Here is a 23665-nt window from a genome sequence, read left to right on the forward strand (position 1 = left end):
CACGGCTAGCCCCGGCCGAACGTCGTTTACGACGCCTTAACCGCGTTCTCATACCCTTCCGCAAGGGGGGCCATGTGCCCATGTATTCAGATACGGCGGACAAAAAATGCGGATCCTCATCGTCGACGACGAACCGGGCATGCACGATTCCTACAAGCGCAGCTTCGCGCCGGTGTCTGCCGATGCCGGGCTGCTCGGCGCGATGGCGGCCGATCTGTTCGGCGATGATTCCGAGCCTGTGCCCGAACCCGAACCGGAAGCGACGTTCGAGCTGACGCACGCGATGCAGGGGCTGGATGCCGTCGGCCATGTCGCCGCGGCGATCCGCGACGGCGATCGCTATGCCGTCGCGTTCATCGACGTGCGCATGCCGCCGGGCATCGACGGCAAGGAAACCGCCCGCCGCATCCGCGCGCTCGATCCCGATATCAATCTGGTGATCGTCACCGGCTATTCCGATTTCAGCCCGCTTGAGATCAGCCGCGCGGCCGGCCCGGCGGACAAGATCTTCTATATCGCCAAGCCGTTCGAAGTGGCCGAAGTCACCGCCACCGCGACGGCGCTGGGGCATCGCTGGCAGGTCGATCGCGAGCTCGCCGCGGCGCGCGAATCACTTGCCGCGCAGGTCCAGCTGCTGCGCGAACAGAGCCATGAGCTCGCCGCCAACGAAAGCCGCGCGATCCACATGGCGAACCATGATTCGCTCACCGAAGCGCCCAACCGGCTTGCCTTCCGCCAGGCGCTGACCGAACGCGCGCGCACCGATGCGACGTTCGCGGTGGCGATGGTCGATCTCGACCGCTTCAAGCTGGTCAACGACACGCTCGGCCATCTCGCCGGCGACGAGCTGATCCGCCTGATCTGCGGCAATTTGCAGCAGGCGATGCCGGCCGGCGGCATGGTCGCGCGCCTGGGCGGCGACGAATTCGGCCTGCTGTTCGATTCGCCCGGCGTCGAGGCGGCAGAGATGGAATGCGATCGCATGCTGCGCGGCTGCTGCGGCACGTTCAAGGTGCTCGGCAATTCGGTGCAGGGCGGCGCCTCGATCGGCGTGATCCTGTCCGCGCCGGCCGGGCTGCGCGACCCCACCGATCTGATGCGCCGCGCCGATCTCGCGCTCAACGATGCCAAGCGCGAAGGCCGCGGCATCGTGCGTGTTTTCGACGAAAGCATGGACGAGAACGTCAAGCTGCGCCGGTCGATCGAGGGCGGCTTGAGCAAGGCGATCGAGAAGGGCGAACTGCATCTCGTCTACCAGCCGATCGTCGCGCGCGAAGGGCTGGAAATCGTCGGGTTCGAAGCGCTGCTGCGCTGGAACACCGATGCGCACGGGCCGATCTCGCCCGCCGTGTTCATCCCGATCGCCGAGGAGAGCAACCTGATCCATGAACTGGGCGATTGGGTGCTCGAACAGTCGCTCGACATGGTCAAAGACTGGCCCGGCCAATATGTCTCGGTCAATTTCTCGCCGCGCCAGTTCCGCCGGCACAATTTCGTCGGCCGCATCCTCGATCGGGTCCAGCGCGCCGGGGTCGATCCGCAGCGCGTGCAGATCGAGATTACCGAGACGGCGATCTTCGACGATGCCGATCGTGCCGCCGAGACGCTCTACAAGCTGCGCCAGATGGGCTTCCGCATCGCGCTCGACGATTTCGGCACGGGCTATTCCTCGCTCTACAACATCCGCAAGTTCGCGCTCGATTGCCTGAAGATCGATCGCAGCTTCATCGATGGCATGGGCCGCGAGCGCGAGAGTGCGGCGATCGTGCAGTCGATCGTCCATCTCGGTCGCTCGCTCGGCCTCGGCGTGATCGCCGAGGGCGTCGAGACCGAAGCGCAGGTACAGGCGCTGCGCGTCGCCGGCTGCTCGCACCTGCAGGGCTATTTCTTCTCGCGCCCGGTCGAGGCGGCGGTCGCGCGGACGATGGCGGCTTCATTGTACCTGACCAACGGCGAGGATGACCTGACGGTCGATCCGCCGGCGCAGCTGGGCACCGGGACGCAGGGTTGATGCCGATGCCCGTCAAAGGATGGCGGGTGGGGATCGGCCGGTTGCGCAGCCCGGCATCGCTCGGGGCGAAGCTTGTCCTGATCCTCACCGCAGTCGGCCTGGCCGGGTCGGTCGCGATCACGCTGCTGCTCGCCAGCGTCATCACACCCAATTTCAACGCGCTCGAAAACAGGTCGATCGACGCGCATGTCGATCGCACCCGCGCGGCGCTTGGCGAATATGCCTCCAAGGTCGAAAGCGCGGTGCGCGACTATGGCGACTGGACCGACAGCTACGATTACATGGCCAGGCAGACGGCCAAGTTCGAACAGGACAGTTTCTCGCCGCTGGCGATGAGCAACCTCGCGGTCGATGGCATGGCCTATGTCCGCGACGACGGCCGCATCGTCATCGCGCGCTGGCTGGATCCGCAGCGCGCGGCCGACCAGCCGGCGATGCGCGCGCGGCTGATCGCGGCGATCCGCGGAATCGATTTCCGCAAGCTCGTGGCCAAGAACAATTCGGCCAGCTTCTACCTGCGGCTCGGGCCGGTCGTCGCCGCCGTCGGCGTCGCACAGGTACGCCGCAGCGACGGCACCGGCACCCCGCGCGGCTATGTCCTGATGGCCCGCACCGTGACGTCAACGCAGATGTCCGCGCTGCTGCAGCTCAGCGCCAGGCTCGATCTCGCCAACCGCGCTAATACGGAGACGATCACATCGGGCGCGAGATCGCTCGCCATTTCTGTCCCGATCCGCGGGCCCGATGGCAAAGCGGTGGCGAGCGCGGTGTTCGGCGTGCCACGCGACATCTCCATCCTCGGGCAGCGCATGTTGCTGCTCGCGGTGGGCGGGGCGGTGCTGCTGCTGCTCGTGCTGCTTGTGGTGCTGCGCCGCGCGATCACGCGCCTGGTGCTCCGCCCGCTGCACCGCGTGGAAAGCCATATGCAGGTGGTCCGCGCCAGCGGCGCGCTCGGCCTGCTCGACGAGGAGGGGCGGCGCGACGAGATCGGCTCGCTCGGCCGCAGCTTCAATTCGATGCTGGGGCAGCTCAAGGACCTGCGCGAACAGCTCGAAGTGCAGAGCTTCGCGCTCGGGCGCACCGAAAGCGCGGTCGCGGTGATGCACAATGTCCGCAACGCGCTCAACCCGATCAGCACGATCCTGTCCAAGGGCATCACGCAGCCGCCGCCGATCGACCGCGCGCTGCTCGATCGCGCGGTCGGCGAACTGGCGCGCGACGATCTGCCCCCGGCGCGGCGCGAAAAGCTCGTTCAGTTCGTAGCGGCGGCGGTCGATGCGGAAGCGCGCGATCGCGAGGATCGCCGGCGCCAGTTGCAGGACGGCCGCGAGGCGATGAGCCAGGTGCTGGAGATCATCGGCGCGCAGCAGCATGCAGCGCACGAACGCCCGCCGCTCGAAGCGTGCAACGTCACCGAAATCGTCGCTCGCAACGCGACGATCGCGCGTTATGCCGGTGGCGTCTCGATCCTGTTCGACTTCCCCGCGCGGCCGCACATGGTGATGGCCAATAGGCTGATCCTGAGCCAGGTGATCGGCAATCTGTTCGCCAATGCCGCCGAAGCGGTCGCCGCGCGCGGCACCAACAGCGGCACCGTGTCCGTGACGATCGTGGAGCGGGAGGGCATCGCCAGTATCGCGATCCGCGACGATGGCGAAGGTTTCTCCGCCGATACCGGCGCGACCTTGTTCCAGCGCGGCTTTTCGACCCGCGCGCACAAATCGGGCGGGCTTGGTCTGCACTGGTGCGCCAATTCGATGACGGCGATGGAGGGCGCGCTCAAGCTGGAAAGCGAGGGCCTGGGCAAGGGCGCCTGCGCGACGCTCGCGCTGCGCGTCGCCGACATCGCCGAGGTGCGGGCGGCGGCATAAATCGGGGGGTAGGGTAGCCGCCCGCGCTCAGGCCGCGCGTTGCCCCGCCGCCGCTTCCTGCCGGCGCAGATACGGCGCCACCAGATCGCGCTCGCGGAACCATGCCTGCCGCTCTTCGCTCAGCGTGGCGAACGTGCCGATCACCCGGCGGCAGCCGGCGCTGTGGCACTGGCAGGTCATCCGCCAGTCGCTGTCCGCCAGCGTGGTCGAATAATCCCAGGCGATCTCTTCGCCCGCGGCGATATCGCGCACCGCGATCAAAAACACGCCGGCATCGGTGAAGCGCAGCCCGGCATTGGGATCGCAGCTATGGTTGATCAGATCGTCGATGCGATGCGACGGGCCCATATAATGTTGCGGCGTCACCTGCACGAAGCGGTCGCGCGCACCGCGCAGCACGGTCGGCACCTTGTCGGCGCGGACCCGCCGCCCGGTGAAGCGCACGATCGTGTCGCCTTCGGCAAACCCCTGCGCGGCATAGACGGCCTTGCCGAGATGCGTCTCGCCCACCGAGAACAGGTTGGCGGCGGGGGGATAGGCATCGAGCACGTAGAAGCGGCCATCGCGGAAGCCGAGCGAGCGCAGCGGATTGATCGTCGTGAGGCCGACCATGAACCACACGCTGGCGTGGCACAGCAATTCGACGAAGATGTAGGAATATTCGCCGACCAGCTCGCCATTGACGCGCGTTGCCACCAGCAGGGTGGCGAGATCGCCGAGTGTCCACAGCCCCCAGGCCGGCGAGCGTTCGCGGTTGCGATCCTGCAGCACGCTCTGCCAGGTTGGCCAGAAACTGATCGGCACGGCAACGAGCACCACCATGTGCGCCCAGAAGGCGGTGGAGAAGGCCAGCCACAGGATCAGCGCGGCGAGGCACAGCCCCATGCACAGGATCTCGCCCTGCGACGGCGCCTCCCAGCTGGAACGGTGCCAGATGCCCAGCGTCACGACGATGCAGGCGAGCGTCGACAGGCCGAATACCCAGCTTTGCGGCGTGCCCGGGTTGACCGCGGCATAGGTCGCCGCCTCGACCGCGATCGACGCGCTCCAGATCATCCACGAGGCACGGTTGGGCTGCACCAATTGGCGCCGGATGCCGATCAGGTACAGGCCGTACCCCGCTATGCTGCACGCGACCGCAATGATGAACCAGGGCTCGACGGGCATAAGGGGACCAGATGGTTAAGCCGCATTTTACCGCGAACGCGGACTCGCGTCTACGGTGCGATCGCGCCACGCCTTACAGCGGCAGGACCGCCTGCTCGCCCGCCTCGTCCCCGGCCTCCTGGATCGCCGATAGCGTCAGGCCGAGCAGCCGTACGCCCGACGCGACTGGCAGCAGCGCTTCGAGCAGCACCGTGCCGGCGGCGAGAAAGCCCGCGCGATCCGCCACCGGCAGCGTCGAGGAGCGCGCCCGCGTGATCGTGCGGAAATCGGCATAGCGCAGCTTGAGCGTCACCGTGCGGCCCTGCGCCGCGCTGCGCTCGATCCGCACCCATGCGGCATCCGCGACCCGCTCGAGCGCCGCGATCAGGTCGGCCTGCTCGGTCAGATCCGTGCCGAACGTGCGCTCCGCCCCGACCGACTTGACCGCGCGGTCCGCCCGCACCGGGCGGTGATCGATGCCGCGCGCGGCGCCGAACAGATAATCGGCGCTGCTGCCGAACTGCGCGCGCAGCAGCTCCAGTGGCTGCGCGCCGAGATCCGCGCCGGTCAGGATGCCGAGCCGCTCCATCTTCGCCGCGGTCACTGGCCCCACGCCGTGGAAACGCCGCACCGGCAGCGCGGCGACGAATGCTGCGCCGCGCGCCGGGGGGATCACGCAGATCCCGTCCGGCTTGTTCTGGTCCGAGGCGAGCTTGGCGATGAACTTGTTGTACGACACGCCGGCCGAGGCGGTGAGCCCGGTCTCGGCCTTGATCCGCGCCCGAATCTCCTCTGCGATCGCCCGTGCCGAGCCCAGGCCGCGGACATCCTCGGTCACGTCGAGATAGGCCTCGTCGAGCGACAAGGGCTCGATCAGCGCGGTATAGTCGGCGAACACGTCGCGGATCTGCTGGCTGATCGCGCGGTAGACGTCGAAGCGCGGCGGCACGAACACCAGCGGCGGGCAGCGCTTGAGCGCGGTGACCGAGGGCATCGCCGATTTTACCCCGAACGTCCGCGCCTCGTAACTCGCCGCCGCGACCACCCCGCGCGCCTGCGCCGATCCCACCGCCACCGGACGGCCCTTGAGGCTGGGATCGTCGCGCTGCTCGACGCTGGCGTAGAAGGCGTCCATGTCGATATGGATCACCTTGCGCTGCGGAGGAGGATCGTCGGCCATGCTCAGGCCATCATAGCCGCGCGGGCAGGCGCAAACCAGAACAAAGCGGGAATTGGCACCGGGACATCAAGGCCGGGGCGCTGCAATCTCGAACCGCGCGCCCCGTTCGGACGGCGCCAACACAATCGTCGCGCCCGCCGTGGCGAGCAGCGAACGAACGATCGGCAGACCAAGACCGGTGCCGTTCTCGGCACGCCGCGTCGTGAAGAACGGCTCGAAAATGCGCTCGTGATCGGCCCGCGGCACCCCCGGACCGTTGTCGGCGACGGCGATTGCGACCAGCCCGGGCGCAACATCCACATCGATCCGAGCCGCCGTGGCGCCCGCCTGCCGGCAATTCTCCAGCAAGGTCCCGAGCACCGCTTCCAGCGTCGTATCCGATATCGCCACGTAAGGCAGGTCGCCGTCCGGTATCGTCACGGTAAATCCCGGCGAGCGATGCGCGTCCGCCACGCGCACAAGCACCGGCGACAGCGCGGCGCGGCCGATATCGCCGGCCGTCATGTCCGCCCGGGCGAGGTCGAGCAGGCGCGTGACCAACAATGTCAGCCGGCCCGCATCGGCATCGGCATTGGCCAGGAACAGGGCGCGTTGCGCATCGCTCATTTCGGCGCCGTGATCGGCGAGCAGCTCCAGCACGCCACGGATGCCGGCAAGCGGTGTCTTGAATTCGTGGCTCACTGCATGGGCAAAATCGCGCAGGTAGCGCGAGCGCTGCTCGATCGCGACCGCCATCGCTGCGAAGTCGGCGTACAGGCCCTGGATCTCGATCGTCGCGGTGGGCGGCACCGGCGGGATCGTGCCGCGCCCACCGGCCACGGCGCGCGTCGCCAGGCCGAGCGCCTCGATCGGCCGGGCAATGCCCCGCGACAGCAGCCCGCTCAGCACCACGAGCAGGCCGAAAATCGCCACGATCCCCACCACGATCTTGCCGCGATCCTCGTAGATCCCGCGAAACAACGACCGCGCCGACCGTGACAACAGCAGCACAGCGACGACGCGGCCGCCTGCCACGATCGGCCGCGCGTGATGCACGCGAATCGCCGCAGCGCGCGACAGCCATTCGAACCGATAGGTCGCGCGATAGTCGGCATTCTGCCGGAGCACCGTATCTGCCCGTCCGCGGAGTGCGGCGCGCACTTCGGGCAAGGCGGCATAGCTGCCCCCCGCGGTACTGCCATTGACCGCGCGGCCGTCCGCATCGAGCAGGATGATCGATGCCAGCGTCGTGCGCCGCGTTACGGCGATCACCGGCAGCAGCCGGGCCGCCGCCATCGCTGCATCGTTGCGTGGCGCGCGGCGCGGGCCGGCCGCGTCGGGCCGTTCGGGCAGCACCGGCGTGGCGTTCAGATCGATCCGCAAGCGCTCTGGCCGGAAATCGGTCGGGTCGGGCATTGCCGCCACGCTGCCCGGCCACACCATCGACGCGGCCGCCGACAGCGCCACGCCTTGCGCGATCAATTCCGCCTCGGTCTGGCGCACCAGGGTATTCTCGTACACGCGCAGGAACACCGCGCCGAACCCGGGCAGGGCTGCGACCAGAAACAGCGTGGCGAACAGCAGGGTGCGCAGCCGGAGCCGCGGCCAATGCCGCTTCAACCAGTGCTTGAATGCCGTCACGTCCCGCTGCACGCGCCCAAGCAGTACCCGATCCCGGCGCGCGTCTCGATCAGATCGAAACCGCCGGCCTTGGCGAACTTGTGACGAAGGTTGCGGATATGGCTGTCGATCGTCCGGTCGGTTACGGCAAATCCCGGTCCGTGCAGCCGGTCGATGATCGCGTCGCGGCTGAACACCTTGGCTGGCATCGAGGCCAAGGTGCGCAGGATCGAAAACTCGGTAACCGTCAGCGGCACGTCCGCGCCGTCCCAGCCGGCACGCCACCCTTCGGTATCGAGCAGCAATCGCGCGTGGCGGATGGTGCCGCCGGCTTTGTCCACCTCCGGCGCGCGCGCCGCGGTACGCCTGAGGATCGCCATCACCCGCGCGACCACCTCGCGGGGGGAAAACGGCTTCACGACATAATCGTCCGCGCCGAGTTCGATCCCCAGCACGCGATCGATCTCGTCGTCACGCGAGGACAGGAACAGGATCGGCACGTCGCCATTGCTGCGCAACTGCCGGCACACCTCCAGCCCGTCCATTCGCGGCATGTTGATGTCGAGCACGACCAGATCGGGGGCGGCGCTCGATGCGAGCGCGAGCGCCGCTTCGCCGTCGCCGGCCTCGATCGTATCGAGTCCTGCTTTGCCCAGCGCGAAGATGAGCAATTGGCGGATGTGCGGATCGTCGTCGACGATCAGGATGGTGCGGGGCATGGGGCATAGGATCATCGTTCCTGCCCCGGCGTCAACGGCGGCGTCGGCGGAACGATGCCGATCGGTGCCAGGGGCGGGGCCGGGGCCGGGGCCGGGGCCGGGGCGGGTACCGCGAAGGGCGGCGCCGGCAGCCAGCTGCCGTCGCAGGATCGGCCCTCCGGCGCGTCGCGAGGTTTCACCGCCGCCGGCCCGCTCATTGCCAACGCCTTGTCCAGCCGCCGCGCATTGCGCAACGATGCCGTCCACGGACTGCGCTGCTGCCACAGCGCATCGTCCAGCGCTTCTTGTCGCACGAACGCCACCTGGTCCTGCAACGCCGCGCCCGACACGCGCCGCTCGAGCGCGATCAGCGGCAGCAAGGCCGATGCCCCGAGACCGCGGAGATAGCACAGATCGAGATCGTTGGTGGTGCGCGCGTGCGCCACGTTCCACTGCGCCGCCGTCGCGCCGAGATCGACCACGCTGGCCGCACTGAGCACCACCGTCGCCGCAAGCGCGTTGGCATTGATCAGCCACGCCGCGCTGCGTCCGGCCAGCAGCCGCCAGCAGATCAGCACCAAACCCATGCCGACCAGCCCCATCCAGGCGAGCGCCGAAATCCGCCACACGGTCAGCGAGTAGGCCTCGATATAGTCGATCAGGCGCAGCACGCTGGAGGCGACCAGCATGAGGTTCTGCGCGACCCACAGGACCAGCAGCCGCCGCACCATCGGGCTTTGCGCACCGGCGCTTCCCGGCCGCAGCGCGAGCAGCACGAACAGCCCGGCGAGAATCGCGGTGGCGATCAGCGTATAGGCGCCGCGATGCGCGTAATCGGCCAGGGTCACCGTGCCTGGAAGCCGCGCGCCGCTCCACAGGAAGGTCAGATCGAGTGCGTTCTGCAGCGCGAACACCGCGTTGAAGCAGCACAGCGACAGCGTCAGCGTGCCAAGCGGCACGTCCGGCAGGATCGGGCGTCTTTCGGCCGCGCGTTTGCCGAAGCGGCGCGCGGCAGGGAAGGGGCGCAGGCTCGGCCAGACGAGCAGCGACACCCCGATCCATAACAGCGCGTGTAGCACCGCGGTCATGCCGTTGGGCAAGTCCAGCTGCGCAAAGGTGTCGGCGATCAGCGGATTGGCCCAGGTGAAGAGGGCAAGAAACAGCGCGCTGCCGAGCAACGGTAGCGCCACCACCTTGCCCACCGCGCGGATCCCGGCGCGATCGTCACTGCGCTTGATAAGCCGCAGGGTCCACGCGTCGCGAAACGGTGTCGCCAGGCCTAGCGCCCCGTGCATGACAAGCCGCTGCGCCCAGCGCGCCGCATCGTCGAAGCGGTGGCGCGGCAGCAGTGCCGCGAGCGACAGCGCGGTCCAGAACATCACCCAGGCGAGCAGGCTGGGCGCGTCGATCAGCACCAGCGCGAACAGCAGCGCGGCGCACAGGGAAACCAGAGCGCCCACCCGCCGCCGCACCGGGCCGAGGACCAGCAGCAGCATCCCCGCCCACGCCAGCGCAAAAATCCCCGGCGCCGGCCCGGCGGACCGGAACAGCAGGATATCGGCACACGCCATGAGCGCGGCCAGGCCAGCCAGCTTTGCAGCGAAACTGAAACGTCGTGGCAATCTGGCGAACATCGATTCGTCTCCCTTGGGCAAGTGGCCGCTATGACGGGCGGACGTGGCGCCGCGGCTGCGGGGACGGTGCGTTTGTCGCGCGGAGCCGGTGCAGATTCGATGCAGCGCACTTTGCGCTTGATCACGCCTGGTGCTGCGGCTAGGCGCTCCCACCTGCAATGTTGTCGGGGCGTGGCGCAGTCTGGTAGCGCACTGGTCTCGGGGTCCAGGGGTCGTAGGTTCGAATCCTATCGCCCCGACCATTGCAGGTTTCACCCCGAACGCCGCGCGCCGCATTGCGCGCTTCCCCGACGCCGCTTGCCTGCTAAGAGCGGCGCGGATGTCGCCACTCGAATGCCTCGCCGCGCTGCTGATCCTCGCCAATGTCGTGCTCGTCGCGCAGCGCAGCGTGTGGAACTATGCCTTCGCGATTGCCGGCGTCGCGCTCTACGCGTGGATCTTCTACGAGGCGAAGCTGTACAGCGACATGCTGCTGCAGGGGTTCTTCCTGGTCATCAACCTGTACGGCTGGCGCCACTGGTCGCGCTCGCTCGCCACCGCCGGCACGGTCACCGTCTCGCGCCTCGGCGCCGGCGATCGCGCGCTATGGCTCGCCGGCATTGCGCTGGCCACTGTCGCCTGGGGGGCGGCGATGCACCGGCTGACCGATGCTGCGCTGCCGTTCGTCGATGCCGGCATCGCCATGGCGAGCATCGCGGCGCAGATCCTCCTCTCGCGCCAGAAGCTCGAAAACTGGCTGCTGTGGATCGCAGTCGATCTGGTCGCGATCGGCGTCTATGCCACGCGCGATCTGTGGCCGACCGCCGCGCTGTACGTCCTGTTGCTCGGCGTCTCGATCTGGGGCTTGCGCGACTGGCGCCGGGCGGAGCGACAAGCATGACTCGGACGATCTGCCTGCACGGCCCGGAAAGCACCGGCAAGTCGACGCTCGCGCCGCGTCTTGCGCGCGCGCTCGGCGGCGCGGTGGTCGACGAATATGGCCGCACCTATGCCGAGGAACACGGCACGGATTTCACCATGGCCGATCTGGTGACGATCGCGCAGACGCATGACCGCGTGACCCGCGCGATGGCCGGTGGCGGGATCGACCCGCTGATCATCGATACCGATCCGCTGATGACCGCGGTATGGGCGGACATGCTGTTCGGCACGCGCGATCCGTGGTTCGACGCCTGGCACGGCACCGCCGATCTCTATCTGCTGCTCGATATCGATCTGCCGTGGATCGAGGACGGCACGCGGATGTTCGGCACGGTGGAAGCACGGCAGCGCTTCTTCGATCTGTCCCGCGCGGAACTGGAGCGTCGCCAGGTGCCGTGGGCGCTGGTCAGCGGCGTCGGCGACGCGCGCCTGACCAACGCGCTGGCGGCGATACGAGCGGTCTGGCCGGCATAGCGACCGTGCCGGACGCGCCTGGGGCCGCGGCGTGACGGCGCCGGGCGATGGCGCGTTTGGTGGATGAGTCCATTTCGGCGGCAATCCGGTCCGGGATGGTGGTGATCCGGCTATGTCGGCGAGGGGATTGAGGCGGGAGGCGGGGATGGACGTTCGGCTGCTCGTGCGCGGCGATCGCGCGTGTTTCCGGCGGCCGGAATTCGCCGAGGATATGGTGAGCTATGATGTTATCACCCCGCTTGCTGCACGGTGCGTGCTGGAAGCGGTCCATGCCGGTGCGCCGTTCGGCTGGCGGATCGAGGAGATTCGGGTGTTGCAGCCGCTCCGCATGACCTGGATGGCGCTGGCCGAGGTTGAGCGCGGGGCCGCGGTGGACGGCATCGTCGGCGGGCGGCGCGACCGGCGGATGGCGCAGGTCCTGACCGACGTGGCCTATGTGGTGACGGCCCGCGCCGAAGTGGCCGACCCGCCGGCGCTGTTTCACGAGAAGGTCGTTCGCGGGCGCTTCGTTCGTCCACCCTGCCTGGGGCATCGCAGTTTTCCGGCCGAGATCGCGCTGCTCGACGAAGGCGCGCCGTTGCCGGAAGGCGCCCTGGCCGGCAGCGGGGCGGTCGATCTGGGCTGGATGCTGCACGATTATCACGAACAGAGCCGCGCGCGCTTCTTCCGCCCGACCATGATCGACGGCGTCATCGATCTGCGCCAGCCCAATTCGCTGATCCTTGCGGGATAGCGCGCCGCACCGTATCGCACGCCGCATGATCAAACGTGCGCTCCCCGTCACCCGCGAGGCCGATTTCTCCGCCTGGTACCAATCCGTCATCACCGAGGCCGACCTCGCCGAGGAATCCGGCGTGCGCGGCTGCATGGTCATCCGGCCGTGGGGCTATGGCATCTGGGAGCGGATCCAGCGGCTGCTCGACGATCGCATCAAGGCGACGGGGCACGAGAATTGCTATTTCCCGCTGTTCATTCCGCTCTCCTATTTCGAGAAGGAAGCCGAGCATGTCGAGGGCTTCGCCAAGGAAATGGCGGTCGTCACGCATCACCGGCTGGTCAGCGACGGCAAGGGCGGGCTGGTGCCCGATCCCACCGCCAAGCTGGAGGAGCCGCTCGTCGTGCGCCCAACTTCGGAAACGGTAATCGGCATGGCGTTTGCGCGCTGGGTGCAATCGTGGCGCGATCTGCCCGTCCTGATCAATCAATGGGCCAATGTCGTGCGCTGGGAGATGCGCACGCGGATGTTCCTCCGCACCAGCGAATTCCTGTGGCAGGAGGGGCATACCGCGCATGCGACTGAGGCCGAGGCTGTGGAAGAGACGCTGAAGATGCTCGAAGTGTATCGCAGCTTCGCCGAGGACTGTGTCGCACTGCCGGTGGTGGCGGGCGAGAAGCCCGAGAACGAGCGCTTCCCCGGCGCCGTCGCGACCTATTCGATCGAGGCGATGATGCAGGACGGCAAGGCGCTGCAGGCCGGCACCTCGCATTTCCTCGGTACCAATTTCGCGAGCGCGCAGAATATCCGCTTCCAGAATGCGGCGGGCGAGCTCGAACTGGCGCAGACAACCAGCTGGGGCATGTCGACGCGGATGATCGGCGGGCTGATCATGGTGCATGGTGATGACGACGGCCTGCGCGTGCCGCCGCGCGTCGCGCCGTGGCAGGTGGTGATCGTGCCGATGCTGCGCGATCAGCCGGAGGACGCGGCGATCGTCGACTATTGCAAGGCGCTGCAGGCCGAGCTCGCCGGGCAGTCGGCCTTGGGCGAGCCGGTGCGCGCGCTGCTCGATCTCAAGCCGGCCAAGGCGGCGACCAAGCGCTGGGGCTGGGTGAAGAAGGGCGCGCCGATCGTCATCGAGGTCGGCGGGCGCGACGTGGCCGGCGGCAACGTCTCGGTCATCCGCCGCGACCGGTTGTACCAGGAAAGCGGCAAGCTCGACAGCGCGGTCGTCGCGCGCGGCGATCTGGTCAGCGGCGTGGGCGCGATGCTGGCGGAAATCCAGACGTCGCTGTTCGACGAGGCACATGCCCGGCTGCGCGCCAACATTGCGCCGGTGGAGGATTGGGCCGGCGTCGAGGCGATGTTCGGCGCCGGGGCGAAGAATCCCGGCTGGGTCGACGTGCCCTGGTCGAAGCCGACCGGCGCCGCGCTCGATGCGGTGGTCGAGCGGCTGAAGGCGCTCAAGCTGACGATCCGCAATGCGCCGGTGGGGCAGACAGGCCATCCCGAACGCGGTGGTGGCGTGGCCACCTGCATCTTTACCGGCGAACCGGCAGTGGAGCGCGTGCTGATCGGGCGGAGTTACTGACGGCAACCGCCGGGCATCGCGATGCCCGGCGGCGCAGCACTTATTTCTGCAGCGCGGCGAGCAGCGTATCGGCGGCCCGGGCCGACGAGGCAGGGTTCTGCCCGGTGATCAGCAGCCCATCCGACACGACATGGACGCCCCAATCGGCGGTCTTCGAATAGTTGCCGCCGCGCTCGGCCAGCATATCCTCCACCAGGAACGGCACCACGTCGGTCAGCCCGACCGCCGCCTCCTCGCTATTGGTAAAGCCGGTAACCGACTTGCCCTTGACCAGCGGGGCGCCATCCGCCGCCTTCACGTCACGCAGCACACCGGGGGCATGGCACACCAACGCGATCGGCTTGTCGGCCGCCAGCGTGTCTTGGATCAGCGAGATCGAAGTCGGGTCGTTGGCCAGATCCCAGAGCGGACCATGGCCGCCGGGATAGAAGACCGCATCATAGTCGGCGACATTGACCTCGGCGAGCCGCTTGGTAGCGGCAAGTGCCGCAATTGCCTCGGCATCGGCTTCGAAACGGCGCGTCGCATCCGTCTGTGCGTCGGGCGCGGCGCTGCTCGGATCGAGCGGCGGTTGCCCGCCCTTGGGCGAGGCGAGGGTAAGCTCGGCGCCGGCATCCGTGAACACGTAATAGGGCGCGGCGAGCTCTTCGAGCCAGAAGCCGGTCTTCTTGCCGGTATCGCCGAGATCGGCATGCGAGGTGAGGACGACGAGGATCTTCATGATGGGTCTCCGATGGCGGCGCGCTTGGGTGGCGGCCGAGGATGCCTCATGTAGTGCGTCGCCGGCGCGTTACGACGTTCGGTCCGTCATCGCTTCGCCGCCACCTCGATCTTCTTCACAGGCGCACTGGCGGGCACGCGCGTGCGGATGGGGGCTACCCCGCGGTAGCTGCCACATCGAATGCTATGGCGGCTGTCGCCCAGTTGCAGTCATTCAAGCGACATCGCATAAGTGTTTATGATGCGATGGCTTACCCGTCTTTGGTTAGTGCTATTTTCGGTCGGGTGGCTAATGCCGTTCACCTATTCAATTTTAGCTGCGTTCGATTTTGTGTGGCGATGGGTATGGCCCATGGCTGCATCAAACGATGGGCAACATGTCAGCCCATTCCACCCGTTCGAGTATTCAGCGACGCTGCTTTGCGTCAGCATGGTGTGGCTTGGCATAGTTATTACCTATTGGGTTCTGCTGGCGACAAGGCCGTCGATCAACGGCAGCTAACCACCACCTACGGACACTCACCGTTTGCTGATTGTCGCCCCGACATGCGCCGCGCCGCGCGCTTCGGCGAGCTGCACCTGGCGGTGGCGCTCGGCATAGCCGGCGCGCTGCGTCTCGTCGCGCGCGTCGTGGCAGGCGGGGCAACTGATGCCTTCCGCGTATAACGGCGACAGGCGCTCGTCCGGGCTCACCGGCATGCGGCAGGCGTGGCACAGGCTGTGCGTGCCGGGCGCCAGGCCATGGCCGACGGCGACGCGCTGATCGAACACGAAACATTCGCCCTGCCAGCGGCTCTGCTCGGGTGGCACCTGTTCGAGATATTTTAGGATGCCGCCTTCGAGGTGATGCACGTCCTCGATCCCTTCGGCCTTCAGGAAGGCGGTCGATTTCTCGCAGCGGATGCCGCCGGTGCAGAACATGGCGATGGTCTTGCCGGCAAGTTCCTCGCGGTGTGCGCGGAACCAGCCGGGGAAGTCGCTGAAACTGTGCGTCTGCGGATCGATTGCGCCGGCGAACGTGCCGACGCGGACCTCGTAATCGTTGCGCGTGTCGATCACCACCGTGTCCGGCCGCTCGATCAGCGCGTTCCAGTCGGCCGGTTTGACGTAATGGCCGGTACCGCCGAGCGGGTCGATGTCGGGCTCGCCCATCGTCACGATCTCGCGCTTGAGCCGTACCTTCATGCGGTGGAAGGGTGGCGTCTCGGCGCTGCTGTCCTTCACTTCCAGCTCGGCGCAGCCGGGCAGGGTGCGGATATGCGCCAGCACGGCGTCGATCGCGCCCGCGCCGCCGGCGATCGTGCCGTTGATGCCCTCACGCGCCAGCAGCAGCGTGCCCTTGACGCCCTGTTGGGTGCAGATCGAGAGCAGCGGCGCCTTGAGCGCGGCGGGATCGGGAAAGCGGGCGAAGCGGTAGAGCGCGGCGACACGGATCGGGGAGGGGGCGGTCATATTGCCTTGCGCTTTACGGCCGCCCCCCGCCGCTGGCAAACATGCCGGCTTGCGCCTGGGGGCGCCCGGCGCGGATCAGGCAGGAAACAACGCTGCCCAGCGCTCGGCGAAAGCGCTGCGCTCCTCCTCGCCAAGATGCAGGCCGATCTTGCTGCGACGCATCAGTGCGTCTTCCGGGCTGCGCGCCCATTCGCGATCGTGCATCCAGCGCGCCTCGACCTCGGTGAGCCCGCCGCCCATGTCCGCGCCCATCCCGGCCTCGTCCGTCACGCCGTGCAGCATCTCGCCGAGCAAAGTGCCATAGGCACGGGCCATGCGCGCGCTGCGCGCCGTACCGAGGAACGGCCAGGCGGCGCGCGTTTCGGCCAGCAGGCCGGCCCAGCCGGCGCCGCTTGCGCCCGGGAACAGGCGGTCGCGGGTCGGCTTGCCGGCCGCGAAGCCCAGCGGTTCTGATAGCTTGCCGACGGCTTCTTCCGCCAGATGCCGCGCGGTGGTGATCTTGCCGCCGAAGATGGAAAGCAAGGCCGGGCCGTTGGTGTCGAGTTCGAGTACGTAATCGCGCGTCACCGCCTTGGCCTCGCTGGCGCCGTCGTCATAGAGCGGGCGGACGCCGGACCAGGTCGAGGTGACGTCGGCCGGTGTGATCTGCTGCGTGAAGTGGCGGTTCACCGAGTCGCACAGATAGGTGATTTCGCTCGCGTCGATCTTGGCATCTTCCGGCGCGTCCACCGGCACGTCGGTGGTGCCGATTTCGGTGAAGTCGCCCTGATAGGGGATGGCGAAGACGATGCGGCGGTCGGGTTGCTGCAGGATATAGGCGTGGTCGCCCTCGAACAGCTTGGGCACGACGATGTGGCTGCCCTTGACCAGCCGGACGTTGCTGGCGGCGTTGACACCGAGGCTGCCGAGCATCTGGTGCACCCAGGGGCCCGCGGCATTGACGATCGCGCGCGCCTCCACGGTGCGCCAGTCGGACAAGGTCGCGCGCCACACGCCATTCTCGCGGCGCGCCGATTCGACCGCGGTGCCGACCAGCACGTCGGCGCCATTGGCGGCGGCGTCCATCGCATTGAGCACGGTGAGCCGCGAATCGTCGACGAAGGCGTCGGAATAGACGAAGCCCTTTCGGCCGCCCTTGAGCGGCGCGGTATAGGCATGATCACTGCCGCGCAGCGCGCGCGAGCGCGCCAGCGTCATTTTGCCGCCGAGAAAATCGTACAGATACAGGCCGATCCGCACCATCCACCACGGCCGCACCGCATTTTCGTGCGGCAGGACGAAACGCATCGGGCGGATGATATGCGGCGCGGCCTTCACCAGACGCTCGCGCTCACGCAACGCCTCGGCGACGAGCTTGAAGTCGTAATATTCGAGATAGCGCAGGCCGCCATGGATCAGCTTGGTCGATGCCGAAGAGGTGTGCGCGGCGAGATCGTCGCGCTCGACCAGCAGGACCTTAAGGCCATTCAAGGCGGCCTCGCGCGCGATCGCGCAACCGTTAATGCCGCCGCCGATGATGAGGAGATCGTAAGTCACGCCGCGTGCGTTAGCCGAGTATGCGGCGATTGTCGAAGGATAGGACAGCGTTGTCGGCGGGCTCGCGCCGTACGGTTCACTACGTATTTTTCCAGTCGCGTGCCGGGCCCTAAATCGAGCCGGCTGAGGCGGGGGTTTAGATGATCCGATCCATTGCGCATCCGACCGACTTTTCGCCCGCGGGACAGGCGGCCTTCGAGCATGCGCTGGCGCTGGCGCTGGTCAACCGTTGCCCGCTCGATCTGCTGCACGTCCACAACCCGCGTGCCGATGAAGACTGGGATCGCTTCCCGCACGTCCGCGACGTGCTGCAACGCTGGGAAAAGCTGCCGCCCCGTGCGCGGATTGCGGATGTCGCCGCGGTGGCGGGCATCGACGTGCGCAAGGTCGAGATACGCGATGCCGCACCGGGCGACGGGCTGGTGCGCTTCCTGCACGATCATCGCCCCGATCTGATCGTGCTCGCCAGCCATGGCCGGAGCGGGCCGAGCCGGTGGCTCAGTCCATCGGTGTCGATCGGGGTGGCGCGCGAGACGATCCTGCCGACGCTGATCCTGGGCCCGCATGCGCGGCCCTTCGTCGATGGTTCGACCGGCCGGATCGCACTCGGCTCGGCGCTGATGCCGGTCGAGCATGCGCCATCGGCGCAGGCGGCGGTGCCGCTGCTGGAACGGCTGCTTGGCAATCTCGAGGTGACGATCGAATGCCTGCATGTGGGCCCCACCGCGCCGGTGCTACGCGACCGGCAGGGGGTGCCGATCATGGTCCACCGCGCCGACGGGCCGGTGATCGAGACCTTGCTCGAATATGCCTCGCGCGCACGGCTGATCGCGATGCCGATGGCGGCACGGCGCGGCCTGATCGATCTGCTGCGCGGCAGCACGACCGACCGCGTCGTCGGCGAGGCCAGCTGCCCGGTCCTCGCGCTGCCCGAGGGCGAATAGGGCCGCGCCGGCCAGCACGCGGAGACCGCTGCGTCGAGATCGGCTAGACGTCGCAACGCCGCCGGTTGACCGCGACCGAGTCGGATTGTATAGGCGCCGCTGCTCAGTGGGACCTCCTGGCCCTGTTGTGCTGCTTGAACATTGCTGGATGCATTCCAGGACCCGGGGGATCGCTTGCGATCCGTGCTGGTCCTTTTTGTATTCCCAACGAAGCTCTGGCTCCAGCAAAGTAACCAATTTTCCAAGGTGAAGAGATTCAATGCCGACGATCAACCAGCTGGTCCGCAAGGGCCGCGATCCGCAGAAGGCCAAGTCCAAGGTCCCTGCAATGGAGCAGAACCCGCAGAAGCGCGGCGTTTGCACCCGCGTCTACACGACGACCCCGAAAAAGCCGAACTCGGCGCTGCGCAAGGTGGCTAAGGTTCGCCTGACCAACCAGCGTGAAGTCATCAGCTACATCCCGGGCGAGGGCCACAATCTGCAGGAGCACTCGGTCGTGCTGATCCGCGGCGGTCGCGTTCGCGATCTTCCCGGCGTGCGCTACCATGTCCTGCGCGGTGTGCTCGATACACAGGGTGTCAAGGATCGTCGCCAGTCGCGTTCCAAGTACGGCGCAAAGCGTCCGAAGTAAGCCGGGCAGTTATCTGACCCACCAAGGCTGAAGTTTAGAAGGAAATTGAAATGGCACGTCGTCGTCGCCCAGAAAAGCGTATCATCCTCCCCGATCCCAAGTACGGTGATGAGGTTCTCTCCAAGTTCATGAATTCGGTCATGCTCGACGGCAAGAAGTCCGTCGCGGAACTGATCGTCTACGGTGCACTCGAGACCGTCGAATCGCGTGCGAAGAAGGATCCGCTCAGCGTTTTCCATGACGCGCTGAACAACGTGAAGCCGAACATCGAAGTGCGCAGCCGCCGCGTTGGTGGTGCTACGTACCAGGTGCCGGTCGAAGTCCGCTTCGAGCGCTCGCAGGCGCTGGCCATCCGCTGGCTGATCGGCGCGGCGCGCAACCGCAGCGAGAACACGATGGCCGCACGGCTGTCGGGCGAGCTGCTGGATGCCGCCAACAACCGCGGCAACGCGGTGAAGAAGCGCGAAGACACGCATCGCATGGCCGAAGCGAACCGCGCCTTCTCGCACTACCGCTGGTAACGGCGGCATTGGCAAGGGCCGGCCGGCAATGCCGGGTGGCCTTTCGCCGGTAACGCAAACTACCTATATCGGACGAGCCGGGGGTGACCCCGGCTTCTCCACATCCAAGGAATAACGATCATGGCCCGCAGCCATCCGCTCGACCGCTATCGCAACATCGGCATCATGGCGCATATCGACGCCGGCAAGACGACGACGACCGAGCGTATCCTGTATTACACCGGCAAGTCCTACAAGATCGGCGAAGTGCATGAAGGCACCGCGACGATGGACTGGATGGAGCAGGAGCAGGAGCGCGGGATCACGATCACGTCCGCCGCAACGACGTGCAAGTGGCGCGCCGAAGAGGGCAAGGGCGAAGAGCATCTGATCAACATCATCGACACCCCCGGCCACGTCGACTTCACGATCGAAGTCGAGCGTTCACTCCGCGTGCTCGATGGTGCGGTCGCCTGCTTCGACGGCGTTGCCGGCGTCGAGCCGCAGTCCGAAACCGTGTGGCGCCAGGCCGACAAATATGGCGTGCCGCGCATGTGCTTCATCAACAAGCTCGATCGCACCGGTGCCGACTTCTATTTCTGCGTGCAGTCGATCATCGATCGTCTGGGCGCGCGCCCGGCCGTGCTGTATCTGCCGATCGGCATCGAGGGTGGCTTCAAGGGCCTCGTCGATCTGGTCGAGAACCGCGCGATCATCTGGCTCGAAGAGAGCCTGGGCGCGAAGTTCGAATATCAGGAAATCCCCGAGGACATGGTCGAGAAGGCTGCCAAGTATCGCAGCGAGCTGATCGAGATGGCCGTCGAGCAGGACGATGCCCTGATGGAAGCCTATCTCGAGGGCAACGAGCCGAGCACGGCCGACCTCAAGAAGCTGATCCGCAAGGGCGCGCTGGCCATGGCATTCGTGCCGGTGGTGTGCGGCTCGGCGTTCAAGAACAAGGGCGTGCAGCCGCTGCTCGACGCGGTGGTCGACTATCTGCCGTCGCCGCTCGACGTTCCCGCCATTCAGGGCCTCAAGCTCGACGGCGTGACGCCGGACGAGCGTCCGTCGTCGGACGAGGCGCCGTTCTCGGCCCTCGCGTTCAAGATCATGAACGATCCGTTCGTCGGCACGCTGACCTTCGCGCGCATCTATTCGGGCAAGCTGGAGACCGCGTCGCAGGTCACCAACTCGGTCAAGGACAAGAAGGAAAAGGTCGGTCGCATGCTGCTGATGCATGCGAACGAGCGCGAGGACATCCAGGTGGCTTACGCGGGCGACATCGTCGCTCTTGCAGGCCTCAAGGATACCACCACCGGCGACACGCTCTGCGCGATGAGCGCACCGATCATCCTCGAGCGGATGGAATTCCCCGAGCCGGTGATCGAGCTGTCGGTGGAGCCGAAGACGAAGGCCGACCAGGAAAAGATGGGCATCGCGCTCAATCGTCTGGCACGCGAAGATCCGTCGTTCCGCGTGTCCTCGGACGCCGAGAGCGGCCAGACCATCATCAAGGGCATGGGCGAGCTCCATCTCGAGATCCTGGTCGATCGCATGAAGCGCGAGTTCAAGGTCGAGGCCAATGTCGGCGCGCCCCAGGTGGCGTATCGCGAATATCTGAAGAAGCCGGTCGACGTCGACTATACGCACAAGAAGCAGTCGGGCGGCACGGGCCAGTTCGGCCGCGTCAAGGTCAAGGTCACGCCGGGCGAGCGCGGTTCGGGCATCGTCTTCAAGGACGAGATCAAGGGCGGTAATATTCCCAAGGAATATATCCCGGCGATCGAAAAGGGCTTCCGCGAGACCGCGGCTACCGGTTCGCTGGTCGGCTTCCCGATCATCGATTTCGAGATCCTGGTCTATGACGGCGCCTACCATGACGTCGATTCGTCGGCGCTGGCATTCGAAATCTGTGCCCGCGGCGCGATGCGCGAAGTGGCGCAGAAATCGGGCATCACGCTGCTCGAGCCGGTGATGAAGGTCGAGGTCGTGACGCCCGAGGATTATCTCGGTGACGTGATCGGCGATCTCAACAGCCGTCGCGGCCAGATCCAGGGCACCGATACGCGCGGCAACGCGCAGTCGGTCGATGCGATGGTCCCGCTGGCCAACATGTTCGGCTATGTGAACGCGCTGCGCTCGTTCACCCAGGGCCGCGCGAACTATTCGATGCAGTTCTCGCATTACGAGGAAGTGCCGTCGAACGTGGCTGACGAAGTGAAGGCGAAATTGGCCTGAGCGTGACGCGCTAGGGCTGGCGTAACATCAACTAGGTCGTTAAGGGGCCACGTTCGCGTGGTGCCCCCTTGGCCGCGAATCTGATTCAAGAAGAGGCAAAAATGGCAAAAGCAAAGTTCGAGCGGAACAAGCCGCATCTCAACATCGGCACCATCGGTCACGTCGATCATGGCAAGACGTCGCTGACGGCAGCGATCACCAAGGTTCTGGCTGAGACGGGCGGCGCCACGTTCACCAGCTATGCGAACATCGACAAGGCTCCGGAAGAGCGCGAGCGCGGCATCACGATCTCGACCGCCCACGTCGAGTATGAGACGGAAGCACGTCACTACGCGCACGTCGATTGCCCGGGCCACGCCGATTACGTGAAGAACATGATCACCGGTGCCGCCCAGATGGACGGCGCGATCCTCGTCGTTTCGGCGACCGATGGCCCGATGCCGCAGACCCGCGAGCACATCCTGCTCGCACGCCAGGTCGGCGTGCCGACGATGGTCGTATTCATGAACAAGGTCGATCTGGTCGACGACGCCGAGATCCTCGAGCTGGTCGAGCTGGAAATCCGCGAGCTGCTGTCGTCGTACGACTTCGATGGAGACAACATCCCGGTCATCCAGGGTTCGGCCGTTTGCGCGCTCGACGACAAGCAGCCCGAGATCGGCCATGACGCCGTGCTCAAGCTGATGCAGGCCGTCGACACGTATCTGCCGCAGCCCGAGCGTCCGCTCGACAAGCCGTTCATGATGCCGATCGAGGACGTGTTCTCGATCTCGGGTCGTGGTACGGTCGTCACCGGCCGCGTCGAGACCGGCATCGTCAAGGTTGGCGAGGAAGTCGAGATCGTCGGCATCCAGCCAGCCGTCCGCAAGACCACGGTCACGGGCGTCGAAATGTTCCGCAAGCTGCTCGATCAGGGCCAGGCTGGCGACAACATCGGCGCGCTGATCCGCGGCGTTGGTCGTGAAGAAGTCGAGCGTGGCCAGGTTCTCTGCAAGCCCGGCTCGATCAAGCCGCACACCGACTTCCAGTCGGAAGTGTACGTGCTGTCGAAGGACGAAGGTGGCCGTCACACGCCGTTCTTCGCCAACTATCGCCCGCAGTTCTACTTCCGTACGACCGACGTCACCGGCACCGTCGAACTGCCTGAGGGCACTGAAATGGTCATGCCGGGCGACAACGTCGCGCTGGGTGTTAAGCTGATCGCGCCGATCGCTATGGACGTTGGCCAGCGCTTCACGATCCGTGAAGGCGGCCGCACCGTCGGCTCGGGCATCGTCAGCGGCATCACCGCCTAAATCTTACGCCCGCAAGGGTTTGAGACAGGGGCCCGGCCTTCCCGCTTGGGGAGGCCGGGCTCTTTGCGTCTGGGGCGAATGCGATCGGGCGGCGGCGTCACCTATCTTCGTCACCCCGGACTTGTTCCGGGGTCTACTGCGCGGCAAACCTTGACGTCGATGGGTGGGGGGGCGCCTGGCGTCTATATTCTCGCCTACCGGGAATTTGGGGTGATGTAGGTCGAGGTGACGTCGAATCTTGTCGGACGCATCATCCAGCACCGCGAAGGCCGCTTCGACCGGCATGCCATGAAGCAGGGCATTATGCCGCGGGTCTAATTTGAAGTTGCGAGAGCGATGGACTCTGCGATCGCTAGCGAGAAGCAACCAAAGCGCTGCTGTGGGATGATCTGGCGGTGGGGATAGCGCTTCCGCCGCTACTGTCAGCGCCCTGTGCCGTACCAGGCCCCGGAACAAGTCCGGGGGGATGAAAGGGGAGGGCGACGCGCCTAACGCGCCACCGCGCC

Annotated in this window: 19 protein-coding genes and 1 tRNA gene; 12 read left to right on the forward strand and 8 right to left on the reverse strand. The window is 66.7% G+C overall.

Features of this window, described 5'->3' with window-relative positions:
* Positions 1-106 precede the first annotated feature (106 nt).
* Positions 107-2011 (forward strand): putative bifunctional diguanylate cyclase/phosphodiesterase, encoded by a 1905-nt coding sequence (locus NV401_RS00710; protein WP_261292464.1) that lies wholly within the window; start codon positions 107-109, stop codon positions 2009-2011.
* Positions 2012-2016: 5 nt separating this feature from the next.
* Entirely contained in the window at positions 2017-3882 is a 1866-nt protein-coding gene (locus NV401_RS00715) for a CHASE4 domain-containing protein (protein ID WP_261292465.1), read from the forward strand.
* Between the two features lie 27 nt (positions 3883-3909).
* Here the strand turns inward: NV401_RS00715 and NV401_RS00720 are convergent, their stop codons facing one another.
* From NV401_RS00720 to NV401_RS00740, 5 genes are all read right to left on the reverse strand, one after another.
* The gene (locus NV401_RS00720) at positions 3910-5049 is read right to left on the reverse strand and encodes an SET domain-containing protein (RefSeq protein WP_261292466.1); all 1140 of its coding nucleotides are present in this window, start codon (positions 5047-5049) and stop codon (positions 3910-3912) included.
* Between the two features lie 73 nt (positions 5050-5122).
* A complete protein-coding gene (gene dinB / locus NV401_RS00725) occupies positions 5123-6208 on the reverse strand; it encodes a DNA polymerase IV (protein WP_261292467.1) in 1086 nt (361 codons plus the stop codon).
* A 66-nt stretch (positions 6209-6274) separates the two neighbouring features.
* The gene (locus NV401_RS00730; protein ID WP_261292468.1) at positions 6275-7828 is read right to left on the reverse strand and encodes a sensor histidine kinase; all 1554 of its coding nucleotides are present in this window, start codon (positions 7826-7828) and stop codon (positions 6275-6277) included.
* Positions 7825-8526, reverse strand: coding sequence for a response regulator transcription factor (locus NV401_RS00735; RefSeq protein ID WP_261292469.1), 702 nt, complete (start codon positions 8524-8526; stop codon positions 7825-7827). The genes NV401_RS00730 and NV401_RS00735 overlap by 4 nt, the downstream gene beginning before the upstream one ends.
* Before the next feature lie 11 nt (positions 8527-8537).
* Positions 8538-10139 (reverse strand): DUF4153 domain-containing protein, encoded by a 1602-nt coding sequence (locus NV401_RS00740; RefSeq protein ID WP_261292470.1) that lies wholly within the window; start codon positions 10137-10139, stop codon positions 8538-8540.
* 165 nt (positions 10140-10304) lie between these two features.
* On the opposite strand from NV401_RS00740, the gene NV401_RS00745 reads away from it, so the two are divergent.
* From NV401_RS00745 to proS, 5 genes are all read left to right on the forward strand, one after another.
* Positions 10305-10381: transfer RNA gene (locus NV401_RS00745), tRNA-Pro, on the forward strand.
* 77 nt (positions 10382-10458) lie between these two features.
* On the forward strand, positions 10459-11019 hold the full coding sequence (gene pnuC, locus NV401_RS00750; protein ID WP_261292471.1) for a nicotinamide riboside transporter PnuC: 561 nt from the start codon (positions 10459-10461) through the stop codon (positions 11017-11019).
* A complete protein-coding gene (locus tag NV401_RS00755) occupies positions 11016-11534 on the forward strand; it encodes an AAA family ATPase (RefSeq protein WP_261292472.1) in 519 nt (172 codons plus the stop codon). The genes pnuC and NV401_RS00755 overlap by 4 nt, the downstream gene beginning before the upstream one ends.
* A gap of 145 nt (positions 11535-11679) precedes the next feature.
* Positions 11680-12267 carry a CRISPR-associated protein Cas5 gene (cas5, locus tag NV401_RS00760; RefSeq protein WP_261292473.1) on the forward strand — a complete coding sequence of 196 codons (588 nt, stop codon included), beginning with the start codon at positions 11680-11682 and terminating at the stop codon, positions 12265-12267.
* A 25-nt stretch (positions 12268-12292) separates the two neighbouring features.
* Positions 12293-13843, forward strand: a complete 1551-nt coding sequence (gene proS / locus NV401_RS00765) for a proline--tRNA ligase (RefSeq protein ID WP_261292474.1) — start codon at positions 12293-12295, stop codon at positions 13841-13843.
* Positions 13844-13883: 40 nt separating this feature from the next.
* Here proS and NV401_RS00770 read toward each other — a convergent pair whose 3' ends face one another.
* The 3 genes from NV401_RS00770 to glpD all read right to left on the reverse strand — a co-directional run bounded on the left by NV401_RS00770 (position 13884) and on the right by glpD (position 17551).
* Positions 13884-14564 (reverse strand): type 1 glutamine amidotransferase domain-containing protein, encoded by a 681-nt coding sequence (locus tag NV401_RS00770; RefSeq protein WP_261292475.1) that lies wholly within the window; start codon positions 14562-14564, stop codon positions 13884-13886.
* A gap of 518 nt (positions 14565-15082) precedes the next feature.
* On the reverse strand, positions 15083-16015 hold the full coding sequence (gene trhO / locus NV401_RS00775; protein WP_261292476.1) for an oxygen-dependent tRNA uridine(34) hydroxylase TrhO: 933 nt from the start codon (positions 16013-16015) through the stop codon (positions 15083-15085).
* A 75-nt stretch (positions 16016-16090) separates the two neighbouring features.
* Entirely contained in the window at positions 16091-17551 is a 1461-nt protein-coding gene (gene glpD, locus NV401_RS00780; protein WP_261292477.1) for a glycerol-3-phosphate dehydrogenase, read from the reverse strand.
* A gap of 140 nt (positions 17552-17691) precedes the next feature.
* On the opposite strand from glpD, the gene NV401_RS00785 reads away from it, so the two are divergent.
* The 5 genes from NV401_RS00785 (at position 17692) to tuf (ending at position 23159) form a co-directional block, all read left to right on the forward strand.
* The gene (locus tag NV401_RS00785; RefSeq protein ID WP_261292478.1) at positions 17692-18495 is read left to right on the forward strand and encodes a universal stress protein; all 804 of its coding nucleotides are present in this window, start codon (positions 17692-17694) and stop codon (positions 18493-18495) included.
* Positions 18496-18754: 259 nt separating this feature from the next.
* Complete coding sequence (gene rpsL, locus NV401_RS00790) at positions 18755-19126, forward strand: 30S ribosomal protein S12 (RefSeq protein ID WP_019516007.1); 372 nt, start codon at positions 18755-18757, stop codon at positions 19124-19126.
* A gap of 50 nt (positions 19127-19176) precedes the next feature.
* Entirely contained in the window at positions 19177-19647 is a 471-nt protein-coding gene (gene rpsG / locus NV401_RS00795) for a 30S ribosomal protein S7 (RefSeq protein WP_260598031.1), read from the forward strand.
* 120 nt (positions 19648-19767) lie between these two features.
* Positions 19768-21864 carry an elongation factor G gene (gene fusA, locus NV401_RS00800; RefSeq protein WP_261292479.1) on the forward strand — a complete coding sequence of 699 codons (2097 nt, stop codon included), beginning with the start codon at positions 19768-19770 and terminating at the stop codon, positions 21862-21864.
* Positions 21865-21965: 101 nt separating this feature from the next.
* A complete protein-coding gene (gene tuf / locus NV401_RS00805; RefSeq protein ID WP_261293049.1) occupies positions 21966-23159 on the forward strand; it encodes an elongation factor Tu in 1194 nt (397 codons plus the stop codon).
* Positions 23160-23665 lie beyond the last annotated feature (506 nt).

It is taken from the genome of Sphingomonas hylomeconis (assembly GCF_025370105.1).
Lineage (GTDB): Bacteria > Pseudomonadota > Alphaproteobacteria > Sphingomonadales > Sphingomonadaceae > Sphingomonas > Sphingomonas hylomeconis.